This window comes from Halalkalibacter hemicellulosilyticusJCM 9152, from assembly GCF_000513115.1.
GTDB classification, from domain to species: domain Bacteria; phylum Bacillota; class Bacilli; order Bacillales; family Bacillaceae_D; genus Halalkalibacter; species Halalkalibacter hemicellulosilyticus.
The window spans coordinates 131386-153146 of record NZ_BAUU01000002.1 but is presented as its reverse complement, the minus strand read 5'-3'; the positions used below and the strand labels follow the sequence as shown (position 1 = coordinate 153146).

The following is a 21761-nucleotide window of genomic DNA, read 5'->3' as shown; positions in this document are numbered from 1 at the left end:
TATATTATTACAATACAAGCTGATCAATTACTTTAATGAGATCGACAATTTGCGGTTTACTAATTTGTGCATCGGCACCGACCCCTTTACCTTTATAAAATAAATCTTCTGTAATAAGAGAAGAAAAGATAACAACAGGTAACTGCTGCAATATTTCATCGTCTTTTATTCGCCTCGTTAAATGATGTCCATCCATTTTAGGCATTTCAATATCAGTAATGACTAATTGAAGATCATCAAATAGACTCTCGTCTTCTTTTTTATTATATAAGAACTCCCAAAGTGCTTGTCCATCTTCAAAAAACTGAACTTGATCATAGCCTGCTTCCTTCAACGTATCTCCAATTAATTTACGTAAAATAGCTGAGTCTTCGGCTACTATAATTTTTTTATTATTTCTTTCTCGTTCACCAAGTTGCTTGACTTGGTGAACAGATATGCTACGTTCAGGGTTTATGTCAACGATAATCTTTTCAAAGTCTACTAGTAGAATCATATCGTCCTCAACTTTTACAACACCGGTTGCAGCTGTTTCGATATTTTGAGCAAGCTCATTAGGCTTTCGAATATCTTGCCAAGAAATTCGATGTATACGAGAAACATCTTGAACACGAAAAGCTACTTTTAACTGATTTAATTCGGCAATGATAAACTTATCATCATTTAAATTATTTGCAGGTTCAAAGCCTAATACATCTGTTAAATTGACTACTGTAATGACTTCCTCACGTAACCGAATAATTCCTTCTATATGTCGGTGACTATTTGGAATCGGAGTAATCGTTTGGGCAGGGATAATTTCACGCACTTTCAAGACATTTATTCCGAATAAGCTTGTACCGACTTCAAAAACAATGATTTCTAACTCATTTGTACCTGTTTCTAGTAAAATTCCTTGTTTGCTTTCATCCATGTCTTTCCTTCTCCCCTTTAAGTTAGAGAACTACTTCTTAAAATTTAAATCAGAAGCTGAAATAAACTCTCATCTTTGTTTAGCTCTGTATAGGCAAAGCCTTTCTTTGTTAAGCGATCAATTAATTGATCATAGTCACTAGCATATTTTAGTTCTACACCTAACAATACTGGACCATTTGAACGGTTATTCTTTTTCGTATATTCAAAACGTGTAATATCATCATCAGGACCTAATACATCTGATATAAATTCTCTTAACGCACCTGCGCGTTGTGGAAATTGGACAATGAAGTAGTGCTGTAGGCCTTCGTAAATAAGAGAACGCTCTCTCATTTCTTGCATCCGCCCAATATCATTATTGCCTCCACTTACCACACAGACGACATTTTTCCCTTTAATCTCTTCGCGATAAAAATCTAGCGCGGCAATTGACATCGCTCCTGCAGGCTCAGCAACAATGGCATTTTGGTTGTACAATTCTAAAATGGTTGTACAAATTTTCCCTTCAGGTACTAACACAACATCATCTAGGATATTTTGACAAATGGAAAATGGAATATCACCGACTCTTTTAACAGCAGCACCATCTACAAATTTGTCAATTTTCTCTAACTCGACCACTTTTCCTTGTTTTAACGATTCCTTCATTGATGGTGCGCCACTAGGCTCACAACCAATAAGTCGGGTTCTTGGACTAATACTTTTAATATAAGTCCCTACGCCACTAATAAGTCCGCCTCCGCCAATTGAAGAAAACAAATAATCGATGTTGTCATCGATGTCATTCATGATTTCCATCCCTACAGTCCCTTGTCCAGCAACAATCTTCTCCTGATTAAACGGATGGATAAACGCCATATTGTAGTCATTAGAATAACTGAGTGCTTCGTTGTATGAGTCATCAAACGTATCACCAATTAGTAATACTTCAACAAATTCCTTTCCAAAAAATTTCACTTGGTCGACCTTTTGTCTCGGAGTTGTTGAAGGCATAAATATTTTCCCTTGAATTTTCAACGCTCGGCAGGAGTAAGCCACTCCTTGTGCATGATTTCCAGCACTTGCGCAAACAATGCCATTATTTAATTCCTCTTCAGATAAGCTAGAAATTTGATAATAGGCACCTCTAATTTTAAATGAACGAACGACCTGTAAGTCTTCTCTTTTTAGAAATACATTACAGTCGTAACGTTCTGACAATACTTCATTCTTTTGTAATGGCGTATGTGTTACAATGTCCTTTAAACGTTGGTTTGCAATAATAATATCTTCTATATGTAAAATTCCCATGATCCTATCCCTCTCGATTCATTGTCTACAGTATATCTATAGTATCACAATGACTTTCTTTTGCGAACCCCTAAGCCATTGAGCAGTTGCTCAATAACCTGTATGATTTTGTCATAATAAGATTGATTATTTAATTCCGGCTTACTATAATAGAGTGAAGGATCTTTCTGTTCTGGTTGAGGAGGGTAGAATATGAAATTAAAATGGATGCTATCAACAGCGATAATCATGCTAATCTGTATGGTACCAGCACAAGTTCTGGCAGCAGCTGCTGAAAATGGTGATGAAGCTGCTAGTTCTGAACCATCTGGCTTGCTTGTTGTTTCACTTACAATCTTATCGATTGTGACAATGATTTATTTAATCTATCTTGAAATTCGTGATAACGGATAATCACTTATTTTCTTCGATTGCGTGTAGTTAGGAATATGTACATATAAAAAGAGAGTTACTAGATATGCTAGTAGCTCTCTTTTTTGTATTGATCGATGGCGGATAATAGTTGTGACAGTACAAAGTCAACTGATTTGAAAGTTTCCATCTGTCGTTTTCTACTTGTATTTGAGTAAAATGATTTAATGGCGACAATTTCTAAATTCTCTTCTGTTTGATTCAATTGAGAAGGATGAAGATGTAGAGGTTTAGCTTCCTGCACGAATGCGACAGCTAATGGAAGCCAATTGTCTCTAATATCTTTCACCTGATCAGCAAAAGGTTTCACTTTTCCGTAAAAATCAACCTCATACCCCTCTCTTTTGACTACTTGTATAAAATCATTTCTTGCTTCATCATTTCGTATGCATAATTCTTTTGTTAATCGTTCTAACTGTTCTAGCTTATTTTGTTCTAGCATAACGCCCTCCTTTTTGTATCATACCAAAGGTGGCGATAAATCGAAAGACGTAAGAAATATCAATTTTCAACATTCATTATTAAATGCCTTTAATCGATTCTTCATTTTGGTGAACATTGTATGAAATTCAGTTAACTGATTCACATTTCTTTCATACTTTAAATGTCTCATACAATCATATTCTTCAAATAGATTTTCAATTGAATCAAGTTTACACTGTATGGTTGCACCTGTGACATAGTTTCCATGTTGGGAGTTGTTTTTGTAATTCTGAATCGATTGTTCATGATCATTTACGCGAATGACATATTCCACGTTAACACCCTCCTCTTTTTATCGTACAAAATGTATTCCATAGAACGATATTCATTTCCTTTCACGTTGACAAAACTAGTATTGGTTCGGCAAAGAAAGTGCTAATTCTGTATGAGATGCTACCTTTTGGATAAACTATGGAACGATTTCAATAAAAAAGGAGGTCTTTAGATGACAAAAAACAATAAAGAAACGAAACAACAGGAAAAGCAACGTAAGGAATTAAATAAAGGCGATAAAAAGCTAGGTGGACCAAACCGTCCAGCAGAATAATTTCACCATGCTTTTAAGCTTGCAATGTGAAACATAGAGGAAGAACCACCTTGTCTAATTAGCAAGGTGGTTCTTTCTAAATAGGGACTTGAGATAATTATCCATTCTCTATACTAGTAATGTTCTGTTCAAAAGTGTCTTTTCTATTTTGGAGACAGCCTCTTATTCCTTTAACCTTTTTTGATGTGTACCTTTCACTTAATAGCCACCTATGAGTAAAGACGCCTTTACTACTAGGCCTAATTCTAGTTCTTTTCTCTGTACCCACTTATTCATTTCTTTTGGTATAATTATCTTTCTGTTTTTCAAAAAACGGTGTCCATTCATTTGCAAACTCCAATCTTTTTTGTACTTCCAATGATGATGAATGATTGGACATGCCAATCGCAAATACGGACTAGTATTCGCTGTCGACCAATTTAAATGACTCCTATATTCATTACGAGATCCGGTTGGTTCAACTTTACAAGCAAATTGATAAAAGTCCCCTCTCAGTTCAGGATGAAAAAGGAGATTCATTAACTGTTTGCCTAATGTAATTCGTTTTTTTACTTTTGTAAATTGTCTTATATAGTATCCATACAGGCGTCCATCAGTAGTAGGAAATAATACATAGCTGAAATGACCATGTTCTTCTAACCAATATAAAGCCGTTGAGAAGACTTTTTTTCGGTATAGCTCTTGTTCGATAACATTTTGTTGAAGAACAAATTGTTCATTAATGACGAGTGCGATACATAATCGTTCTTCATCACGTTTTTCTAAAAAATGCAACCATTCTTTTTGCATAAATTGGGATACGTTTAAGTTTTTCAAAATAGTTATATCGGAATGATTCGTTTTTTTTATGTATTCATACCAAAGAAGTTGAGGATACGCATCAGCAAAGATTGTCCAATTTGCTCTTTCATACGTCTGAAATAGAATGGCGCGATGCTCTTTCGAAATGAGTTGTTGAAACCATTTGCTTGATAAGTCCGTTATATTCCAACCGGCATTTCTTGAAACCATACTCGCTAGGAATGCCCACCTTATTTCAGGATGTTTTTTATAAAAATTGAAATAAAATCTGGTTCGTGAAATATTATCAAGGTTTCCTTTATAAGTTTTGTTTAAAATTGATTGAACTACATGATTTTTCATTATTTTTCACCTTATCTCCTTGAAAGTTCTACAACATTGTCTTGCAACTTATGGTAATATAATGTGATGAAGATTATTCATGCATTTTAGTTCTGTCTACTTTCAAGGATGCATATCAGTTTGGAAGGGCTGTGATTTCGCGTGGCAATTCATTATCCAAACGGGAAAAAATTCAATAAAGGGAATGTCGTAAATAACGCGCCTAAAAAAAGAAGTGAACCCACTACTTTGTATAGTAATCGAGGAATGACACTTGAAGACGATTTGAACATGGCGAATCAATATTATTTAGCGGATGGTCGTGCTATTATTCATAAAAAACCAACACCAGTTCAAATTGTTCATGTTGATTACCCAAAGCGAAGTGCTGCTGTTATTAAAGAAGCTTATTTTAAACAAGCGTCAACAACAGACTATAATGGAGTATATCGAGGACGTTATATAGACTTCGAGGCTAAAGAAACAAAAAATAAAACCTCCTTTCCGTTAAAAAATTTTCACGATCATCAAGTCAATCATATGGAACAAATTATTGAACATGGTGGCATTGCATTTGTTATACTTCGCTTTTCTTTTGCTGAGGAAATTTATTTGCTTGAAGCTAAGCACCTTATTACGTTTTATCGAAAAAAAGAAACCGATCGTAAATCTATTCGTAAAAAAGATATTGAAATTTATGGTCATTTGATTAAAATAGGATATCATCCACGTATTGATTATTTAGAGGTGGTTGATTCGATCTACTTCATGGACGAGTCATAATGAATGAATAAGAAAGGGAGAATGAACGATGTCAGATCAACTGAACACAAGGCAAGCGCGTCGTCAGGCCCAAAAGAAAAAACAAAATAGTAATAATAAAGGGAAATCAAAAAAACAGCTTATAAAGAAAATTGCCATCGCAACTGCAATTGCCATCGCAGTCGCGATCATTGCAACTGGTATTACTGTATTTGCAATTATTAGTAATGCGCCTGAATTGGATGAAGAACAATTAATGCTAACACAAGGGGCACTCATGTATGACCAAAATGATGAATTTGTCTCTCAGCTTGAATCTTCTGAGCGACGTATGAACGTCTCAATAAGTGACGTCCCTTCTGTCGTCCAAGATGCATTTATCGCTGTAGAAGATATCCGTTTTAGAGACCATTTTGGTATCGATATTCGCCGTCTGTTTGGCGCTGTTGCAGCAAATATTACAGATGGATTTGGAGCGGAAGGTGCGAGTACGATTACACAACAGCTCGTCAAAAATTTATTTTTGGAAAATGACAAATTAATGTCTCGGAAAATTCAAGAGCAGTATTTAGCTATTAAATTAGAGCAGCAATATTCAAAAGATCAAATCCTTGAGATGTATTTAAATCAGATTTATTTAGGATCAGGTGTTTATGGAATTGAGCTAGCATCACAACGATATTTTAACAAGACGGTTGAAGAGCTTTCTTTGGCTGATGCTGCGCTACTAGCAGGAATTCCTAGGCGCCCAAGCTTCTACGATCCAACTGTTAATCCAGAAGCTGCTGAAAGTAGACGTAATTTAGTCTTATCATTAATGGTTCAGCACGGAAAGATTACTGAGGAAGAGGCTGCTGAGGCTGAGGCAATTTCAATTGAAGAGCAATTAGATGTGACAGAACGCGAGGCTTACGCCTACGAAGCATTTTATAATCTTGTTTTAAATGAATTAGAAGAGATTGATGGCATTACAAGCAGTGATATATACAATTCGGGCTTGAAGGTGTACACAACATTAGATACAGATGCACAAGAACATGTTGAAACAGTATTACAAACGAGTGAGTATATTCAAAATTATCCTGATAACGAGGATTTCCAAGCTGCTATTACACTGTTAGATACTGAAACTGGTCAAATTAAAGCAGTCGGAAGTGGTCGTGAGGATTCCGGACAACAAAGAGGGTTTAATTATGCGACTGAAGCCAAACGTCAAATTGGTTCAACGGCTAAACCATTACTAGACTATGGACCAGCAATTGAATATTTACAATGGTCCACTGGTCATATGATTACAGATGAACCTCATTCGTATTCGGATGGTACTGAAATTAATAACTTTGACGGTACATTCCAAGGTCGGATGTCTATGAGAAGAGCTTTAGCTGCTTCGCGAAATGTTCCCGCCGTTAAAGCATTACAGGAAGTTGGAACGGATCGAGCAAAAGAATTTGGGGAGCAACTTGGTATGTCTATTGATACAATGCATGAATCGTACGGGTTAGGTGCTATTCCGCTTTCAACGAAAGATTTAGCAGGTGCTTATGCGGCCTTTGGAAATAATGGAACATATACACAACCATATTCTGTTAGAAAAGTCGAATTCCCAGATGGTCGCGTGTTAGAATTTGAACCGGAATCGCAAATGGCAATGAGTGATTATACGGCTTATATGGTTACTGACATGTTGAAAACAGCCGTTACAGATGGAACTGGTGGGACGGCTAATATATCAGGTTTACCTATGGCTGGTAAGACTGGTACAACAAACTTTGATCGAGATACTCGGGAACAATACAATATTCCTGCAAATGCTGCTCCTGATATTTGGTTTGCTGGTTATACAACTAAATATACAGCAGCTGTTTGGACAGGATTTAACCAGCATTCAGAGAACAATTACTTCCCTAGTCAAGATTCATCTAGACAAATTGCTCAGCAAATATTTAAGGCAGTTGTTGAGGAAGTATCATCTACTATTGAAACACCAGATTTTACAATGCCGAACTCCGTTGTTCGTGTTGGCGTAGAACGTTCCACAGGCTACTACCAAGTGATTTTACGCCAAGTAGTGAGATTGTTTATGAATTATTTGTACGTGGTAATGAGCCGACTAGAGTATCAGAAGAATTTATCGACATTGAATCTCCTAGCGATCTGATGGCGAACTATGAAGAGAGCTCTAACCAAATTATAATGAGCTGGAATTATCCAGATGAATTTAGAGACCAAGTCACATTTGAAATTCAAGTTTCAGTTGACGGTGGTGACTTACAAACATTAGACAGGAAGAAAGATATGCAATATATTTACGGTTCTCCTGATGAAGGTGTTACGTATCAATTTTATGTTACCGCCCTTTCCGATGACCATTCGAGCTTGAGAAGTGATCCGGCGTCTGTAACGATAGAGATCCCTGAGGCTGTTGAGGATCCTGTTGATGACCCTGATGCACCAGATGATGAAGATCCTAACGATATACCTGATCCTACCGATAATATTGGCAATGGAGATGGTTCGAATGGAGATGGTGACCCTTCGAATGGGAATGGTGATAGTGATACGGATAGTGGTGATAATGATACGGATAATGGTGATTCCCCTCCTTCTAGTGATGGAGACGGTGATAACGATACGAATGTCGATGATGAAGAGACAACTGAATAAATAGAGGAACTATATGTAAATAAAAGCAGTCTTAAAGGATACAACATGTAACCTTTAAGACTGCTTTAATAGTTTTTTGTCATTTTTGAAGCTGTGAGACACCGTCTTTAATGAATTGATTTACTTTCTTTTCTTCCGTAAATAATATATCTAATTGTGTATCATTCATTAATGAATAGAATCGGTCGGATTGACGTTGTAATTTATCATAAAATTGTTCTTTTATATTTGCTACATATTGTTCGATAAAAGAATGCAAGTGAATAATGGTTTCATCTTCACAAGCTTTTAATTGCTCCTGAACATGCTCTGTCCCTTTAGTGACTAACTCTTCCTTCCAGCGTCGATTTTCACCCTCTTCAAAAAATCGACGTAGTGAATGGAATTGTTGGATATACCGATCTATTTCAATTTCTAAAAATCGCCTTGACCTAATGTCTACTTGAAAATGGTTCATGTCCTCAACCGGACGGCTCAATGATTGAAAATCGTTTTGTATTCTTACCATTAGCAAGTCTATCCATTCATTTATAGAAAGATGAATTTTCGCATCAATACGAACGAATGTCGCCTGTAGTTCCTGTTTAATAAAATGATCTCCTTCATTGAGCCATTCTACTAAAGCAGAACGTAACGTTTGTTTTTGGGTTCGTTTGTTAGCACCTGTAACGGTTGTAACATTGACGATATCTTGATAATTATCATTCAGTTGAAAACGGATTCGTTCTCTTAAATAAACGAATAACTGTTGAAGTTCTTGCTTACTAAGCTGTGAAATGACATCATAGGAAGTATTCGATACCTCTTCTTTCCAATGCTTTAGCTTTGCGTGTAATTCTTTTTCTTTCTCTTCCTTCTTATCATTTTCCGATTGAATTAAGTCAATGCTTTCTATTAATATTTCTTTGTATTTCTTTATTTCATCAACGATTAACATATAACTAAGCTTTAGAATATCATTAATGGTTGAGGCATAGAATGTACGTTCAAAGTTTTGAAAGGGATTATCAGGTTCGTTAGATTGTTTTCCACTTAACCCTTTTTTACTAGATAGAGCAAATAAACGTGGCTCAGATATGCCATTATTTTTTAACTGCTGAATAACATGATTTTTTACACCATTTAATTCTGATTCATTACTAGCTAAATCTGACGCGTTTAATATGAAGTATAATTTATCTTCTCTAAATCCATCATTGACCTTAGCCATTTGTTGCAGAAACAATTGATCAGCTTTTGAAAACGAATGGTTGTAATAACTCACATAGAAAATGGCATCTGATTGTTGTACTTGTTTAAATGCTACTTGAGTATGTCGACCATGTATTGAATTGACTCCAGGAGTATCTACTAATACAACACCATTTTTTGTCAACTCACAATCATAGAAAATCGTCACCTTTTGCACAAGACATGCGCGTTCTTCTTTTGCAATAAAGGGACTCACATCATTTAACGAGACAGAATATGAATCATCTAACAAAAAGTCCTCTTGCCCACTCAAGCCAGTCTTCAGCATTGTTAAATAAGCATGATACGTTTTTTGCCATTTTGACGTTGCTGTATATTTAGTGTGATCCCACTTCTGAATCGTTTCATATGACACATCTACTTCCAATTGCTTAGAAACTAATTCTATTTCTTTCCTAATCGTTTGTTCGGATTTCATTTCAATAAGAGCTGTACCACTTTCATGCTCATGATTTGATTGTTTTACGACATTGACCGTTGCTGTTGTTGGGTTCGGTGAAACAGGTAACACATGGTCGCCAAGTAATGCATTAGCAAAGCTAGATTTTCCTGCACTGAACGCACCGAATAAAGAAATCGTAAACGTACGATTTTCGAATCGTTTAATTCGTTTCAAAATTTCCTTTCTTTCTTCATCGACTGCATGGTGTCCAGCATTTTGAAAATGACTTTTTAGTTCTTTTATCCATTTCATCGCTATTTTCTCATCAAAGCGATCGTTTGGTGCTTCGCTTCCTTCTTGTTCGACGACTCCAATCACACTCTCATTTGGAAGAGTCATTTCGCCCCACTCATGTTGGGCGAAAGTAGGAAGTGTTCGTTGCATAGTGCTTTTCAACATCGATTCATATCTATCCTCATCTTTATATTGCGAAGCTTCACGAGCATACTCCACAATGACATCATCATACCGTTTTTTTCGTTCATTCATTTCGCCTACATATTGTTCGACAACTCGAAGTTGATTCAATCTTTCTGACACACTATTTCTTTCACGAGTCCAATAATTCTCCATTCCAATTTGGATGAGTTCTAACACATGAGTAGCTTGGCGTTTTATTCTGGATACGATTTCTTTCGTTCTTTCTTTTGTGTACGTAAAAACATAATCACGATTTTTCGGACCTTGTTGTACTGAAGAAGTAAAAAAATCATAATCTAAAGAAATGGTTAGCTTTTCAATCGCAGCCTCAACTTCGTGACGATTCGTCAAAAGATCGAGATCATACGAACGAAAAAGAGCTTGAAGATGAAAGATGATTAAGCTTTGAACTTTATCTTCTAGTTCATTTTTTAATCGTTGCAAACGCTCCTGACGAGCTTGATCGGTTTTTTTCTTTGAAAAAATCCAACCCACTCGATAGCTTGGGTCCATAGCTTCAAGCCACTGTCTTGTTAATTCTGTTGTCGTATATGGGAAAAGTGTGACATTTTTGACTAAATCATTCCACTGTTTTGTGAAATTTTGTTCAAGACGTGCTTTTGCGCCCTCTAAATCAGAACGTTTATTCAGCAGCTCTTCTCGTTCCCGTATGTCATTAGGATTTAAACCAGAATGAAGCATTTTATCCTTTATCTCTTGAATGGCTTCGTTCCTATCATCCTCTAATCGTAGCATGATACGTAAATAAAAGCCTTGTAATAAACGTTTATTTGCTAATGGTACTAAATCATTAGAAAAATATAACAACGTTTTTATATCTTCGTCTACTTCTGTCCAATCATTTAACGGATGATGATGCGCTTTCATACTTGTATATGCTAGCTTTAAATAGTGAATACCCCAGTTTTTTAATGTTTCTCTCGTTGAATGATCAAAATGTTTAAACGATAGTTCATCTTCATCATGCTTATCAATTTGATTAATGATCATATAAATAGGCTTATTTTCATCTGTTAATTGCTTCAAAAAATTTAAGTTTGTTTCAGATTGTACATGATTATATTCCATTACATAAACAATAAGATCCGTTTCTTGAAGAGCATCCATCGTTACTTCTTGATGGGTCGGATCAGTCGAATCAACACCAGGGGTATCAAATATTACACTTCTTTCGTTCAAAAATGGTAATGGTGCAGAAATCGTAATCGAATGAATGTCTACTCCATTCATTCCGAAATTCCTCACTTGTTCCCATGGGATTTCACCTTCCCATTTTTGTTCAACCCCCTCTTTATTTTGAATGGTTAGTCCTAATGAGCCATTTTGAATACGAATAATATTCGCGCTCGTTGGAATGGGACTAGTTGGGAGTAAATCCTTTCCCATTAATCGGTTTAGTACAGTAGATTTTCCCGCAGAAAAATGTCCACAAAAGGCAACCTGAAACGATTGCTCCTGAACCTTATTTTGAATTTTCATTTTTTTTAATGTTTCTTGTTCGGTTTCTCGAATAACACGTTCTAACGTTTCAATCATCCACTCCACCTACTTTTTTCTATTTCTTTCTTTTTACTATTTTCATTTTAGCATTTTTCTTACGCTGTTCGGAAAATAAATGTTCTAATTGTACAATCGCTTGAAAATGAGTGATATTTTCAAGAACAAACGTTAATCGATCGCCACAGTTATACGGTTTATAAGTGAGTTGTTCGATATCAGTGAACAATCCATTACCTAATTGGCAAACCTTCTGTCCATTCGCCCAAAACATGAGATCAATGTATAAAGCAATGAGAAGAGTCATTTTAGGGTATAGATGACCTTGATCATTCCTTTTTTTTAATCGCTTGACTTCTTCTAATTGTATTTCTGATAAACGAATGAGCTTGTTTTCGACTGATTCAAAATCAAGCCAAGGTGTTTGATATTCAGTTAAATCAAAATAAAAAGGGAATGAGCTTATCACTGTAGATAGCTCCCCTTTTTCTAATTTCCATGTATTTGTCCCGAAAAGGGAGCATAGTTAAATTCTTTCGTAATCATGATACGTTTCTCTTTAATCGTTTCGTCCCTTCTCGACACACATCCACTAAAGGGCACTGAACACATTTAGGAGATTGAGCTTTGCAATGATATCGTCCGAAAAAAATTAATTGATGGTGTGAATCTGACCACCGTTCTTGAGGGATTTTCTTCATTAATGTTTCTTCTACTTCTCGAACAGAATCTTTCCAGCGACAAATTCCCAAACGTTTAGACACTCGTTCAACATGTGTATCGACAGCTATGGCAGGGACACCGAAAGCAACCGACGTGACAACATTGGCCGTTTTACGACCGACTCCTGCTAATTTAATTAGTTCATCACGATCTTTAGGAACTTCACCGTTATAGGATTCTAACAAAGATTGTGATAGTTTTTTAATGTTTTTTGCCTTACTTCTAAATAAACCGATAGAACGAATATCTTGTTCAAGCTCTTCTAACGGAACTTGAATATAATCTTCGGGTTTTTGATATTTTTTAAATAATTGAGGGGTTACTTTATTGACTAAGGCATCCGTACATTGCGCTGATAGGACAACGGCAATGAGAAGCTCAAATGGATTTGAATGGACTAGTTCACATTCAGCTTCTGGAAATAATTCAGCAATAACATCTAATGCTTCCATTGTCTGCTTTTTAGACTTTAAACTCATCGTTAACTCCTTTATGATTGCTCTAACCATTGAAAGCCAGGAGCCGAATCTAATTGACTTCTTGCTTGCTCCTGCTTTATCGGTTGTTTATATTTTCTAAATTTCTCACCTTGTTCTTTAGCTTGTTCAATTGTTTTGATTCCATTCTTCTTCCATTCGAATAAAATACGGTCAATATACCGAAAATTCAATTTTCCTGAAACAACTGCCTCTCTAAGCGCTGCAACAATCATTTTCGGTGAATGACCATCTTGGTCGATCCACATTGATAATGTTTCCACTTCGATAGGTGAAAGTGGACGCGAAAATTCTTCTTCAAATCGTTTAAATAATTGTCCTTCCTCTTGTTGCTTGGACATTTCTGATTGCTGGATTTGTTCACCTTTTAATACATCAATTAGCTTTATCCATAAAGGCTCCAAAGTTAGCATTTCATAAATAATGCCATTGTCATCACATTGCTTTTCGATGGAGACAAATTGATATTTTAATAACCGTCCTATCATATTTGAGCACAATGAAGATGATATATTCATTCGTTCACTAATTAAATCTGCAGTTGGAAATAGCTCCCCTTCATCAAGAAACGACTGGATATGTAACAAAATAACTAATTCATCTTCTTTTAAGTGAAGGTCTTTATAATGCTTTAATAATAGACTAGGTATTGTCATATAACGTTGAGTCGTCCACTTTTGTAATACTTTTTCGTTCATTAGCAAAACACCTCTTCACGTTATTATAACATGAGATTGGAGCTCATTGACCACCGAACTTTTTCAAGCTTAAGAAAGAAGCTAGCAAGAAACAGAAACGAAGGGCACCGAAAAAGTTTAAAACGAAATTTTTTCGGTGCCTGTCTCTTGTTGAAACTCCTTTGTTCCAGCCTCGAAGAACGCAGAAACGATTAAGGATAAAGACGATTTAGTAAACGTGGAAAAGGAATGGTTTCGCGCACGTGCTCGACACCAGCAATCCAAGCAACCGTTCTCTCTAGCCCTAATCCAAAACCGGAATGCGGAACAGAACCATACTGGCGTAATTGTAAATACCATTGATAGGCTTCATTTGATAATTGATGTTTCTCGATATTTTTTCTTAATAATTCATAATGATGAATACGCTCAGATCCACCGATTATTTCCCCATATCCTTCTGGAGCAATTAAATCCGCACATAGTACAACCTCTTCACGGTTAGCGTCCGGTTGCATATAAAAAGGCTTCAATTGAGTTGGATAATGTGTGATGAAGACAGGTTGATCATAGTGTTTGGCAATGGCTGTTTCATGAGGAGCACCAAAATCATCTCCCCATTTAATATCATTAAATCCGTTATTCGTTAAAAACAAAATGGCCTCATCATACGTAATACGCGGAAAAGGAGTTTGTACTTTGGCAAGCTTATCTAGATCACGACCTAATACACGTAATTCTAATTGACAATTCGCTAAGACAGATTTGACAATAAACGATACGAACTGTTCTTGTATTTCTAAATTTTCTTCAAACTGAACAAAAGCCATTTCAGGTTCAATCATCCAAAATTCGATTAAATGTCTTCGAGTTTTAGACTTTTCGGCACGAAAAGTAGGGCCAAACGAAAATACACGACCTAACGCCATCGCAGCTGCTTCCATATACAATTGACCACTTTGCGACAAATAAGCTTCTTCATCAAAATAATTAGTCGCAAATAGCTCTGAAGTCCCTTCTGGTGCACTTCCAGTTAATATTGGAGGATCAACTTTAACAAAGCCATTGTCATTAAAAAATTCATATGTAGCTCGAATGATTTCATTACGTATTTTCATAACAGCATGCTGACGTTTCGATCGTAACCATAAGTGGCGATGATCCATTAAAAATTCTGTACCGTGCTCTTTGGGTGTAATAGGATAGCCTTCTGCTTGATGAATAATATCAATAGACGTTACGGTAAGTTCAAATCCAGAAGGCGCTCGTTCATCCTCACGAACGATTCCAGAAACATATAAAGAACTTTCTTGTGTGAGCGATTTCGCTTTTTGGAATAACTCTTCACCAACTTCAGCTTTAACGACTACACCTTGAATAAATCCAGTTCCATCACGTAATTGCAAAAATGCAATCTTACCACTTGATCGTTTATTAGCTAGCCAAGCACCAATTGTTACTTCTTTATTAGAAAATTTTCCTATTGTTTTTATTGTTGTTTTCAATGTATACCCTCCAATTATGATCAGCTATGTTTATTATAACCATCCCATTCTGCTTCGAAAAGTGAAAACAAAAAAGAAAAGGTTTGATTCGTCAGGTTCTTCTTACCCTTCTGAATCAAACCAAAAGCAAATCTCATTTTACTTAAACACGCAAATTATTTCATATGATTATTGATGAATCGTTCAAGGCGATTTAACGCTTCTTCTATTGCTTCAAATGCTGTTGCATACGATAAACGAACATTATTTGGGGCACCAAACCCTGACCCTGGGACTAGTGCTACTTTTTCTTCTTCCAAAATAGCTGCTACCCAATCATCAACTGAACTAAATCCATTCATCTTAGCTGCTTCACTAACATTTGGGAATAAATAAAAGGCTCCCTTTGGCTTTACACATGAGACACCAGGTATTTTCGTTAGCTTTTCATAAACGCCGTTAAGTCGTTCTTCAAAAGCAGCACGCATCGTTTCAACTGAACCATCATCTTTTGTATAAGCTGCAATTGTTCCATACTGTGCATTTGTTGTTGGATTTGATGTACTATGACTTGCTAAATTGGTCATTGCTTTAATAATAGTCGAATCACCAGCCGCATATCCAATTCTCCAGCCTGTCATCGAGTGTGATTTAGACACACCATTAATAACAATCGTTTGTTTTTGTAATTCAGAAGATAACTGTGCAATCGACGTATGTTTCGCACCATCATAAACTAATTTTTCATAAATCTCATCAGATACTATGAGAATGTTATGCTTTAAGCAAACTTCACCAATTGTTTTTAGCTCTTCTTCACTATACATTGAGCCTGTCGGATTGCTAGGTGAGTTTAAAATAAACGCTTTTGTTTTACTTGTAATTGCCTTTTTGATTTGGTCAGCGGTTACTTTAAATGCATTGTCTTCATGACCTTCAATATAAATTGGATTTCCTCCTGCAAGCTTCACTTGTTCAGGATAGCTTACCCAATAAGGGGTCGGTATGATAACTTCATCTCCCTCATCCAAAATCGCTTGAAATAAAGTGTACAGTACATGTTTGGCACCAGAACCAACTAAAATATTTTCAGCAGAATATTCAATTTGCTGATCGGTTTTAAATTTTCCGATAATGGCATTTTTAAGTGCTGGTAACCCTGCTGAAGGTGTATATTTCGTATGTCCTTCTTCCATCGAACGGACCGCTGCATTAATTATGTATTGTGGTGTGTTAAAATCTGGCTCACCTGCACCTAATCCGATTACATCATGACCTTGTTCTCGTAATTCTTTTGCCTTTGCTGTAATCGCTAATGTTGAAGATGGTGTTAACGTTGAAACTCTTTTTGCTAATTTCATGTTCTCGTCCCTCCCACTATATACTATACACTATAGAAGTTGATTCGCAATAATTCAAGTATGAATTCATTACGAATCAGCTCTTAAAGAATAACGTTTTAATAATGAACCGTTGGTAAAATCCAAATAATAATAAGCTTGTCGTCCATTTTCATCAATAAAGGTTATTTCATACAAGGGGCGATTTCTTTCATATCCTAAGCGAACCGCTTGAAGTTGATTAATTGTTTCATGCTGCTCAACAATGGCAATGGCTTCGTTTTGTGTGATACCATCTTCTTCATTTGCTTCATGGACAGACATAAAATCTTCTGAGACCCATACAAATTTCAACTCGTCTTCATACAACCCTTGTGCAACATACACGACTTCTTGTCCATGGAAATAAGTTACTTCTTCAACCGTGTTAAGAAGTTGCTGGTTGAGCACATATTTTTCAACTTGACTTAATTGATTCGTTAAAGGTTCGCGAATGATGGTATATGCATATATAGTTCCCGATATTAAAAGGATTATAACGATTAAAAGAATAGAAATGATCCACTTTTTCATGGTCACACCTATGTTCGATAAATGGTAAAAACCATTTTTTTATCATTTTTTTGATCAAGCGCTAAACCAAACATTAAATCCTGTTCCTTTAATGTGCGGTTTAATGAATCAACAATTTTGTATAAATCAGAAGTCCGGTCAACGGTTACCTTTGATAATACTTCCATTTTTTGTTCCATTCTCTTACCTCCATTGGTTAAAATTCGGCACGATATTTTTACCTTATTCGGTTATAGTAATAGTAGGCAAAAGGGAGGTCATAACATGTTTAAAAAACATATTCACCCTTTAGCTAAGCAATATCAAGCAGAAAAACATCATATAGCATTAATTTGTCGTGAAGGTCGTACGTGGGAAATGGCTTACCCAATTTCATTTAAACAACCACAATTACCTTCATATTTCACAAATAATAACCATTAAATGAAGCTTTGCCCACACCTTAAGCGGAGGTCAGATTCAGTTAGAGTCTGATCTTTTTTAGCTATGATGAATTCTATGATAAGCTTTATTTGCAGTATACATGATTTGTTCTTGATCAAGTGTGGTCAATTGACGATTCTTCACGAGTTGTTTACCTTGGACGAATACATCTGTTACATCAGAACCATTAACAGCATAAATCAAATGTGAATACACATGCTCTTTCGGCTGTAAGTGTGGTTCTTCGTTTGTAAGTAAAATAAAATCAGCCTCGTAGCCATTCTTTATTTGCCCCACCTTGTTTAAGGAAAGAGCTTTAGCACCATTCACAGTAGCGATTTTAAATGCCTCAAACGCCTCTAAAACGGTTGGATCTTGAAGAATTCCTTTTTGCAATAATACACCTATACGCAATTCTTCAAATAAATTCAATGTATTATTAGAAGCGACACTATCTGTTCCTAGAGCTACATTAATACCCTTTTTCATCATTTGGGCAATTTGAGCAATGCCAGAGCCTAATTTCAAGTTGCTTTTAGGGTTGTAACTGACAGATAAATCATACTCTGGCATTTGGGCAATATGTTCTTCATTCATATGAACACAATGAGCAAATAACCACGGTACTTTATCCAATACACCTAATTGATTTAAATGATCAAATGGGTGAACACCATATGATTCGATGTGATCATGGACTTCTTTACTCGTCTCTGCGAGATGCATATGTACAGGTAGCTGTAATAAACTTGCTTCTTCTACAATCCGTTCAATAAAAAGCGGTGGACACGTATAAGGTGCATGAGGAGCTAGCATCATTTGCAAACGGCCGTTTGCATGGTTGTGCCATTTTTTTGCTAATGTTACAGCTTCCTTCAATTTTTCCTCTTGTTCCTCTCTTGAACAGAGTCCAATCATGGATCTCATTAATGTGGCTCGAACGCCAATTTCTGATAGCTGTTCTGCAAATTCATCAATAAATAAGTGATACGTTTCTAAAAATGTTGTCGTTCCTGACAGAAGCATTTCGGCAACAGCCATTTCGCGCCCCGCTTTTATCGCCTCGTAATCTTGCTTTGCTTCAAATGGCCACATTTTCTCTTCCAACCATTTATACAACGGTAAGTCATCCGCATGACCACGAAGTAAAGCCATTCCAGTGTGTCCATGTGTATTAATAAGCCCTGGTGTCATCCATTTTCCATTCGCATCAATCACTTCATTTGCTGTTGATTCTAGCTGTCTAGAAGGTATACCTGCTTTTATTTCGACGAACTGTCCTTCTCTAATAAAAGCATACCCATTAACAATTCCTAAATCTGACATTGTAATGATTTTGGCATTCTTAATTAATTTAGTCATCAGTATACGATTCCCCTTTTTAATCTAGGTCAGCTACGACTATAAATATGAGTTATGACTATGTAATAACTGATTAAATTCATCTTCATAAACAGGCACATTAGGTAATGATAGAATAAATTGCTTGCCATATCGAGTAGTCGTAATACGACGATCAAACACAAACACAGATCCTCTATCCGTAGTGGAACGAATTAAACGACCAAATCCTTGCTTAAAGCGAATGATTGCCTGAGGTAACGAAATATCCATAAATGGGTTTCCTCCTTCCTCCTTTACTTGATCGAATTGAGCTTGAATGAGTGGATCATCTGGTGGAGAAAATGGTAACCTAACAATGACTACGGTTGTAAGCTCGTCTCCTGGCAAATCAATGCCTTCCCAAAAGCTACTAGTTCCAAATAACATCGCATGATCACTTTGCTTAAACATTTTCATTAATTTTGCTCGACTTCCTGAAGTGACTCCTTGACCGATAATGTGTAATAAATGGTCATTGTTCCATTTCTGAATATGGTCATAGACTATTCGAAGCATTTCATATGATGTGAATAGAACGAGAGTTTTCCCTTTCGTCTTCTCAGATAATTGCCACAGCTTTTTGGCAATTTCATATGAAAATTGATCCATTGTCACTTCTTTAATTGAAGGGATATCGGTCGGTATTAATAGTCGCGCCTGTTGATTATAATCAAATGGAGATGGTATCACACACGTTTCTGGAGCGAAATCTTCTAGTCCTAACCGTTTAATTTGATAAGAAAAGGATCCATTTACTGCTAGTGTTGCTGATGTTAAAATAACACTTTTTTTCTTTGCAAAAAAAAGATCTGCTAATGCAACAGATACATCTATAGGTTTACTGTAAAGATAAGTTGCATTTTTAGCTCCTCTTGGTTCAATTTCTGCCCAATAAACAACCGTTGGATCATATTCTAGTAACAATTGATAAAGAGTATCTTCCTCCTCTAGCAAGACTTCAAACCATTTTTCTAACTCAGTTATAAAAGATTGATCGGAATACTGTATATGGTCATGATCATTTTGTTCTAAAGGTTGTAGCAGTTGCTTAAACGCAACAGCTATTTCCTTTGCTACCATATGAACACGCATCGTACATTCTAATAGCGCTTGCCATTGTGTCCCTGCCTCTTTAAAGCTAAAGTAACGATAACGATTTCGACCGACATCTGTAGCTGAAAGATGATTTTTCTTTTGTATGTATGAAAATAAAATTCGAAATAATTCATCCACATCCTCTTTCATGCTCGTTAAAAGGGTAAGGAGACGTTCAGTTGATCGAAAAGGTAGCTCATTTCGCTTGAAAATAGCTTCTAAATGCTCAACCCAATGATGTTCTTGTTCTGTGGACAACCGCTGGAAAATGTGAGCGAATGCTACATAGTCTGTTCGTTGTCCAAGGTGATTACTTGCAACCTCTTCTAAATGGTGTGCTTCATCTAAAATGACGTGAGTATGTTGTGGCAAGATCCGTTGCTCATGCATTAAATCAGTACATAATAGCGCATGATTTGTAACAACGATTTGAGCATCCTGAGCAAGCCTTCGTGCACGGTGATAAAAGCACCTTGAAAACCAAGGGTTCGCTTTACCGATATCACTACTGGCATCACTTTGTACCTCATACCATAACGATTTAGCACCGGTTGGAATCATAATCTCCTCAATATCACCTGTTGTTGTCTCTGTTAACCATACAAGTATCATACATTTCGTTAAGTTAATTTCATAGTTTGAATGCTCGACGGACAAACTATGTTCAAATTTACGTAAACATAAGTAATGACTACGTCCTTTAAGAAGAGCAATACGAATAGGAAATGGAACTAATCTTTTTAATATGGGTAAATCACGCTGAAATAATTGCTCCTGAAGTGGAATCGTCTGTGTACTTACGATAACCGGTTGGTTATGCTGTTTCGCATAGAAAAGTGCAGGGAGTAAGTAAGCTAATGATTTTCCAGTTCCAGTTCCTGCTTCAATTAGTTTATATTCATTTTGATTAAATGCTTCATGTACTTCCTGCATCATCAATTCTTGCCCTTCACGGCGTTCAAATTGGCTTAAAGCCGTTTTCATTAACTCTGTAAAATCAGATACCATATAATCTTCATACGTCTTAAATGTATCATTATTTGATGTAGGTTGTTTTTCAACTTTTTTAATGGCTAACTGTCGGAAACAATCATATTCTGTTTCATTACGTTTAGTGAATTTTCTCTGATCGATGCATTCCAATAAAATGGGTTCAAAGTCACTTTTTAGCTTTCGTAGTAATGGAATTAATTGTTGCAATGTCAAAATGGGAAGCTCTTTGCATCTTTTTATTATTTTTTGAAACAGAGCAGCCGTGACGCTTGCATCGCTGTCAGCCTGGTGTGGCCGATCATGAGAATAGCCAAGTTCTTCTGCCAACTCGCTTAGTTTATAGCTGTTTTGCTGTGGTAAAAAGATCCGAGCTAACTCTACTGTATCTATGACAGGAACTTGCGGAAAAATATAGCCTTCTAGTTCTATTTGTTTTTTCAAAAAGTTTCGATCAAAATCAGCGTTATGCGCCACTAAACAACCATCTTCAAGTAATTCTAAAATGGTTGGAATAACAGTACGAAATGGTGGCGCATCTTGAATGTCATTTTCAGTTATTCCCGTTAATTCTTCTATAAAAGGTGGTATTTCCACTCCAGGTTGGACAAATGTTGAAAAGGTTTTGATGATTTCATCATTTGAACAAACAACAGCACCAATTTGAATAATGCGATCTCCTTTTTCGACTGAATGACCTGTTGTTTCAAGATCAATCACGATATAACGATCATACATACGTACACCT

The 21761-nt window shown here is 36.1% G+C and carries 21 protein-coding genes; 6 read left to right on the top strand and 15 right to left on the bottom strand.

What is annotated here, in order from left to right; translation table 11 throughout:
- Window positions 1-7: 7 nt before the first annotated feature.
- Together JCM9152_RS01880 and ilvA are read right to left on the bottom strand one after the other, a co-directional pair.
- Entirely contained in the window at window positions 8-913 is a 906-nt protein-coding gene (locus JCM9152_RS01880; RefSeq protein WP_035340248.1) for a chemotaxis protein, read from the bottom strand.
- 44 nt (window positions 914-957) lie between these two features.
- Window positions 958-2205: a threonine ammonia-lyase IlvA gene (ilvA, locus tag JCM9152_RS01875; protein ID WP_148296414.1), complete on the bottom strand. Its 1248-nt coding sequence runs from the start codon at window positions 2203-2205 to the stop codon at window positions 958-960.
- A 192-nt stretch (window positions 2206-2397) separates the two neighbouring features.
- Between ilvA and JCM9152_RS01870 the strand changes: the two genes are divergently transcribed.
- A complete protein-coding gene (locus JCM9152_RS01870; RefSeq protein ID WP_035340244.1) occupies window positions 2398-2598 on the top strand; it encodes a hypothetical protein in 201 nt (66 codons plus the stop codon).
- A 67-nt stretch (window positions 2599-2665) separates the two neighbouring features.
- Here JCM9152_RS01870 and JCM9152_RS01865 read toward each other — a convergent pair whose 3' ends face one another.
- Together JCM9152_RS01865 and JCM9152_RS01860 are read right to left on the bottom strand one after the other, a co-directional pair.
- Window positions 2666-3058 (bottom strand): YppE family protein, encoded by a 393-nt coding sequence (locus JCM9152_RS01865; protein WP_035340242.1) that lies wholly within the window; start codon window positions 3056-3058, stop codon window positions 2666-2668.
- Window positions 3059-3124: 66 nt separating this feature from the next.
- Window positions 3125-3373 (bottom strand): hypothetical protein, encoded by a 249-nt coding sequence (locus JCM9152_RS01860; RefSeq protein ID WP_035340240.1) that lies wholly within the window; start codon window positions 3371-3373, stop codon window positions 3125-3127.
- 171 nt (window positions 3374-3544) lie between these two features.
- Here JCM9152_RS01860 and JCM9152_RS22255 point away from each other — a divergent pair, with 171 nt between their 5' ends.
- Entirely contained in the window at window positions 3545-3646 is a 102-nt protein-coding gene (locus JCM9152_RS22255; RefSeq protein ID WP_148296413.1) for a spore protein, read from the top strand.
- Window positions 3647-3844: 198 nt separating this feature from the next.
- On the opposite strand, the gene JCM9152_RS01855 is transcribed toward JCM9152_RS22255, so the two are convergent.
- Window positions 3845-4789, bottom strand: a complete 945-nt coding sequence (locus tag JCM9152_RS01855) for a DUF2515 family protein (RefSeq protein ID WP_035340238.1) — start codon at window positions 4787-4789, stop codon at window positions 3845-3847.
- Window positions 4790-4930: 141 nt separating this feature from the next.
- On the opposite strand from JCM9152_RS01855, the gene recU reads away from it, so the two are divergent.
- Genes recU through JCM9152_RS23060 form a run of 3 tightly spaced genes read left to right on the top strand, consistent with a single transcriptional unit; the run spans window position 4931 to window position 8197 of the window.
- Window positions 4931-5551, top strand: coding sequence for a Holliday junction resolvase RecU (gene recU / locus JCM9152_RS01850; protein ID WP_035340236.1), 621 nt, complete (start codon window positions 4931-4933; stop codon window positions 5549-5551).
- Between the two features lie 28 nt (window positions 5552-5579).
- Entirely contained in the window at window positions 5580-7691 is a 2112-nt protein-coding gene (locus tag JCM9152_RS01845; protein WP_235715591.1) for a PBP1A family penicillin-binding protein, read from the top strand.
- Entirely contained in the window at window positions 7607-8197 is a 591-nt protein-coding gene (locus JCM9152_RS23060; RefSeq protein WP_500778232.1) for a hypothetical protein, read from the top strand. Before JCM9152_RS01845 ends, JCM9152_RS23060 begins: the two co-directional genes overlap by 85 nt.
- A 79-nt stretch (window positions 8198-8276) precedes the next feature.
- On the opposite strand, the gene JCM9152_RS01840 is transcribed toward JCM9152_RS23060, so the two are convergent.
- From JCM9152_RS01840 to JCM9152_RS21690, 8 genes are all read right to left on the bottom strand, one after another.
- The gene (locus JCM9152_RS01840) at window positions 8277-11867 is read right to left on the bottom strand and encodes a dynamin family protein (protein WP_052015475.1); all 3591 of its coding nucleotides are present in this window, start codon (window positions 11865-11867) and stop codon (window positions 8277-8279) included.
- A 19-nt stretch (window positions 11868-11886) separates the two neighbouring features.
- Window positions 11887-12297, bottom strand: coding sequence for a YpoC family protein (locus tag JCM9152_RS21190; RefSeq protein ID WP_052015473.1), 411 nt, complete (start codon window positions 12295-12297; stop codon window positions 11887-11889).
- A 73-nt stretch (window positions 12298-12370) separates the two neighbouring features.
- Window positions 12371-13030 (bottom strand): endonuclease III, encoded by a 660-nt coding sequence (gene nth, locus JCM9152_RS01830; protein ID WP_035340234.1) that lies wholly within the window; start codon window positions 13028-13030, stop codon window positions 12371-12373.
- 11 nt (window positions 13031-13041) lie between these two features.
- Window positions 13042-13746, bottom strand: a complete 705-nt coding sequence (locus JCM9152_RS01825; protein WP_035340233.1) for a DnaD domain-containing protein — start codon at window positions 13744-13746, stop codon at window positions 13042-13044.
- 191 nt (window positions 13747-13937) lie between these two features.
- On the bottom strand, window positions 13938-15230 hold the full coding sequence (gene asnS, locus JCM9152_RS01820) for an asparagine--tRNA ligase (RefSeq protein ID WP_035340231.1): 1293 nt from the start codon (window positions 15228-15230) through the stop codon (window positions 13938-13940).
- 155 nt (window positions 15231-15385) lie between these two features.
- Entirely contained in the window at window positions 15386-16570 is a 1185-nt protein-coding gene (locus JCM9152_RS01815; RefSeq protein WP_035340229.1) for a pyridoxal phosphate-dependent aminotransferase, read from the bottom strand.
- Between the two features lie 69 nt (window positions 16571-16639).
- The gene (locus JCM9152_RS01810; RefSeq protein ID WP_035340228.1) at window positions 16640-17122 is read right to left on the bottom strand and encodes a PepSY domain-containing protein; all 483 of its coding nucleotides are present in this window, start codon (window positions 17120-17122) and stop codon (window positions 16640-16642) included.
- Window positions 17123-17130: 8 nt separating this feature from the next.
- Window positions 17131-17301, bottom strand: a complete 171-nt coding sequence (locus JCM9152_RS21690; RefSeq protein ID WP_081727860.1) for a YpmA family protein — start codon at window positions 17299-17301, stop codon at window positions 17131-17133.
- An 85-nt stretch (window positions 17302-17386) separates the two neighbouring features.
- Here JCM9152_RS21690 and JCM9152_RS22525 point away from each other — a divergent pair, with 85 nt between their 5' ends.
- Complete coding sequence (locus JCM9152_RS22525) at window positions 17387-17545, top strand: hypothetical protein (RefSeq protein WP_156314971.1); 159 nt, start codon at window positions 17387-17389, stop codon at window positions 17543-17545.
- A 57-nt stretch (window positions 17546-17602) separates the two neighbouring features.
- On the opposite strand, the gene JCM9152_RS01805 is transcribed toward JCM9152_RS22525, so the two are convergent.
- Both JCM9152_RS01805 and dinG read right to left on the bottom strand, forming a co-directional pair.
- The gene (locus JCM9152_RS01805) at window positions 17603-18907 is read right to left on the bottom strand and encodes an amidohydrolase (RefSeq protein WP_035340226.1); all 1305 of its coding nucleotides are present in this window, start codon (window positions 18905-18907) and stop codon (window positions 17603-17605) included.
- Between the two features lie 39 nt (window positions 18908-18946).
- Window positions 18947-21751 carry an ATP-dependent DNA helicase DinG gene (dinG, locus tag JCM9152_RS01800; RefSeq protein ID WP_035340224.1) on the bottom strand — a complete coding sequence of 935 codons (2805 nt, stop codon included), beginning with the start codon at window positions 21749-21751 and terminating at the stop codon, window positions 18947-18949.
- Between the last annotated feature and the right edge of the window lie 10 nt (window positions 21752-21761).

Excerpts from the sequence above, each read along its gene's own strand:
- JCM9152_RS01880 (WP_035340248.1), bottom strand. The coding sequence starts at position 913 with ATGGATGAAAGCAAACAAGGAATTTTACTAGAAACAGGTACAAATGAG.
- ilvA (WP_148296414.1), bottom strand. The coding sequence starts at position 2,205 with ATGGGAATTTTACATATAGAAGATATTATTATTGCAAACCAACGTTTA.
- JCM9152_RS01870 (WP_035340244.1), top strand. The coding sequence starts at position 2,398 with ATGAAATTAAAATGGATGCTATCAACAGCGATAATCATGCTAATCTGT.
- JCM9152_RS01865 (WP_035340242.1), bottom strand. The coding sequence starts at position 3,058 with ATGCTAGAACAAAATAAGCTAGAACAGTTAGAACGATTAACAAAAGAA.
- JCM9152_RS22255 (WP_148296413.1), top strand. The coding sequence starts at position 3,545 with ATGACAAAAAACAATAAAGAAACGAAACAACAGGAAAAGCAACGTAAG.
- JCM9152_RS01855 (WP_035340238.1), bottom strand. The coding sequence starts at position 4,789 with ATGAAAAATCATGTAGTTCAATCAATTTTAAACAAAACTTATAAAGGA.
- JCM9152_RS01845 (WP_235715591.1), top strand. The coding sequence starts at position 5,580 with ATGTCAGATCAACTGAACACAAGGCAAGCGCGTCGTCAGGCCCAAAAG.
- JCM9152_RS01840 (WP_052015475.1), bottom strand. The coding sequence starts at position 11,867 with ATGATTGAAACGTTAGAACGTGTTATTCGAGAAACCGAACAAGAAACA.
- nth (WP_035340234.1), bottom strand. The coding sequence starts at position 13,030 with ATGAGTTTAAAGTCTAAAAAGCAGACAATGGAAGCATTAGATGTTATT.
- JCM9152_RS01825 (WP_035340233.1), bottom strand. The coding sequence starts at position 13,746 with ATGAACGAAAAAGTATTACAAAAGTGGACGACTCAACGTTATATGACA.
- JCM9152_RS01815 (WP_035340229.1), bottom strand. The coding sequence starts at position 16,570 with ATGAAATTAGCAAAAAGAGTTTCAACGTTAACACCATCTTCAACATTA.
- JCM9152_RS01810 (WP_035340228.1), bottom strand. The coding sequence starts at position 17,122 with ATGAAAAAGTGGATCATTTCTATTCTTTTAATCGTTATAATCCTTTTA.
- JCM9152_RS21690 (WP_081727860.1), bottom strand. The coding sequence starts at position 17,301 with ATGGAACAAAAAATGGAAGTATTATCAAAGGTAACCGTTGACCGGACT.
- JCM9152_RS22525 (WP_156314971.1), top strand. The coding sequence starts at position 17,387 with ATGTTTAAAAAACATATTCACCCTTTAGCTAAGCAATATCAAGCAGAA.
- JCM9152_RS01805 (WP_035340226.1), bottom strand. The coding sequence starts at position 18,907 with ATGACTAAATTAATTAAGAATGCCAAAATCATTACAATGTCAGATTTA.
- dinG (WP_035340224.1), bottom strand. The coding sequence starts at position 21,751 with ATGTATGATCGTTATATCGTGATTGATCTTGAAACAACAGGTCATTCA.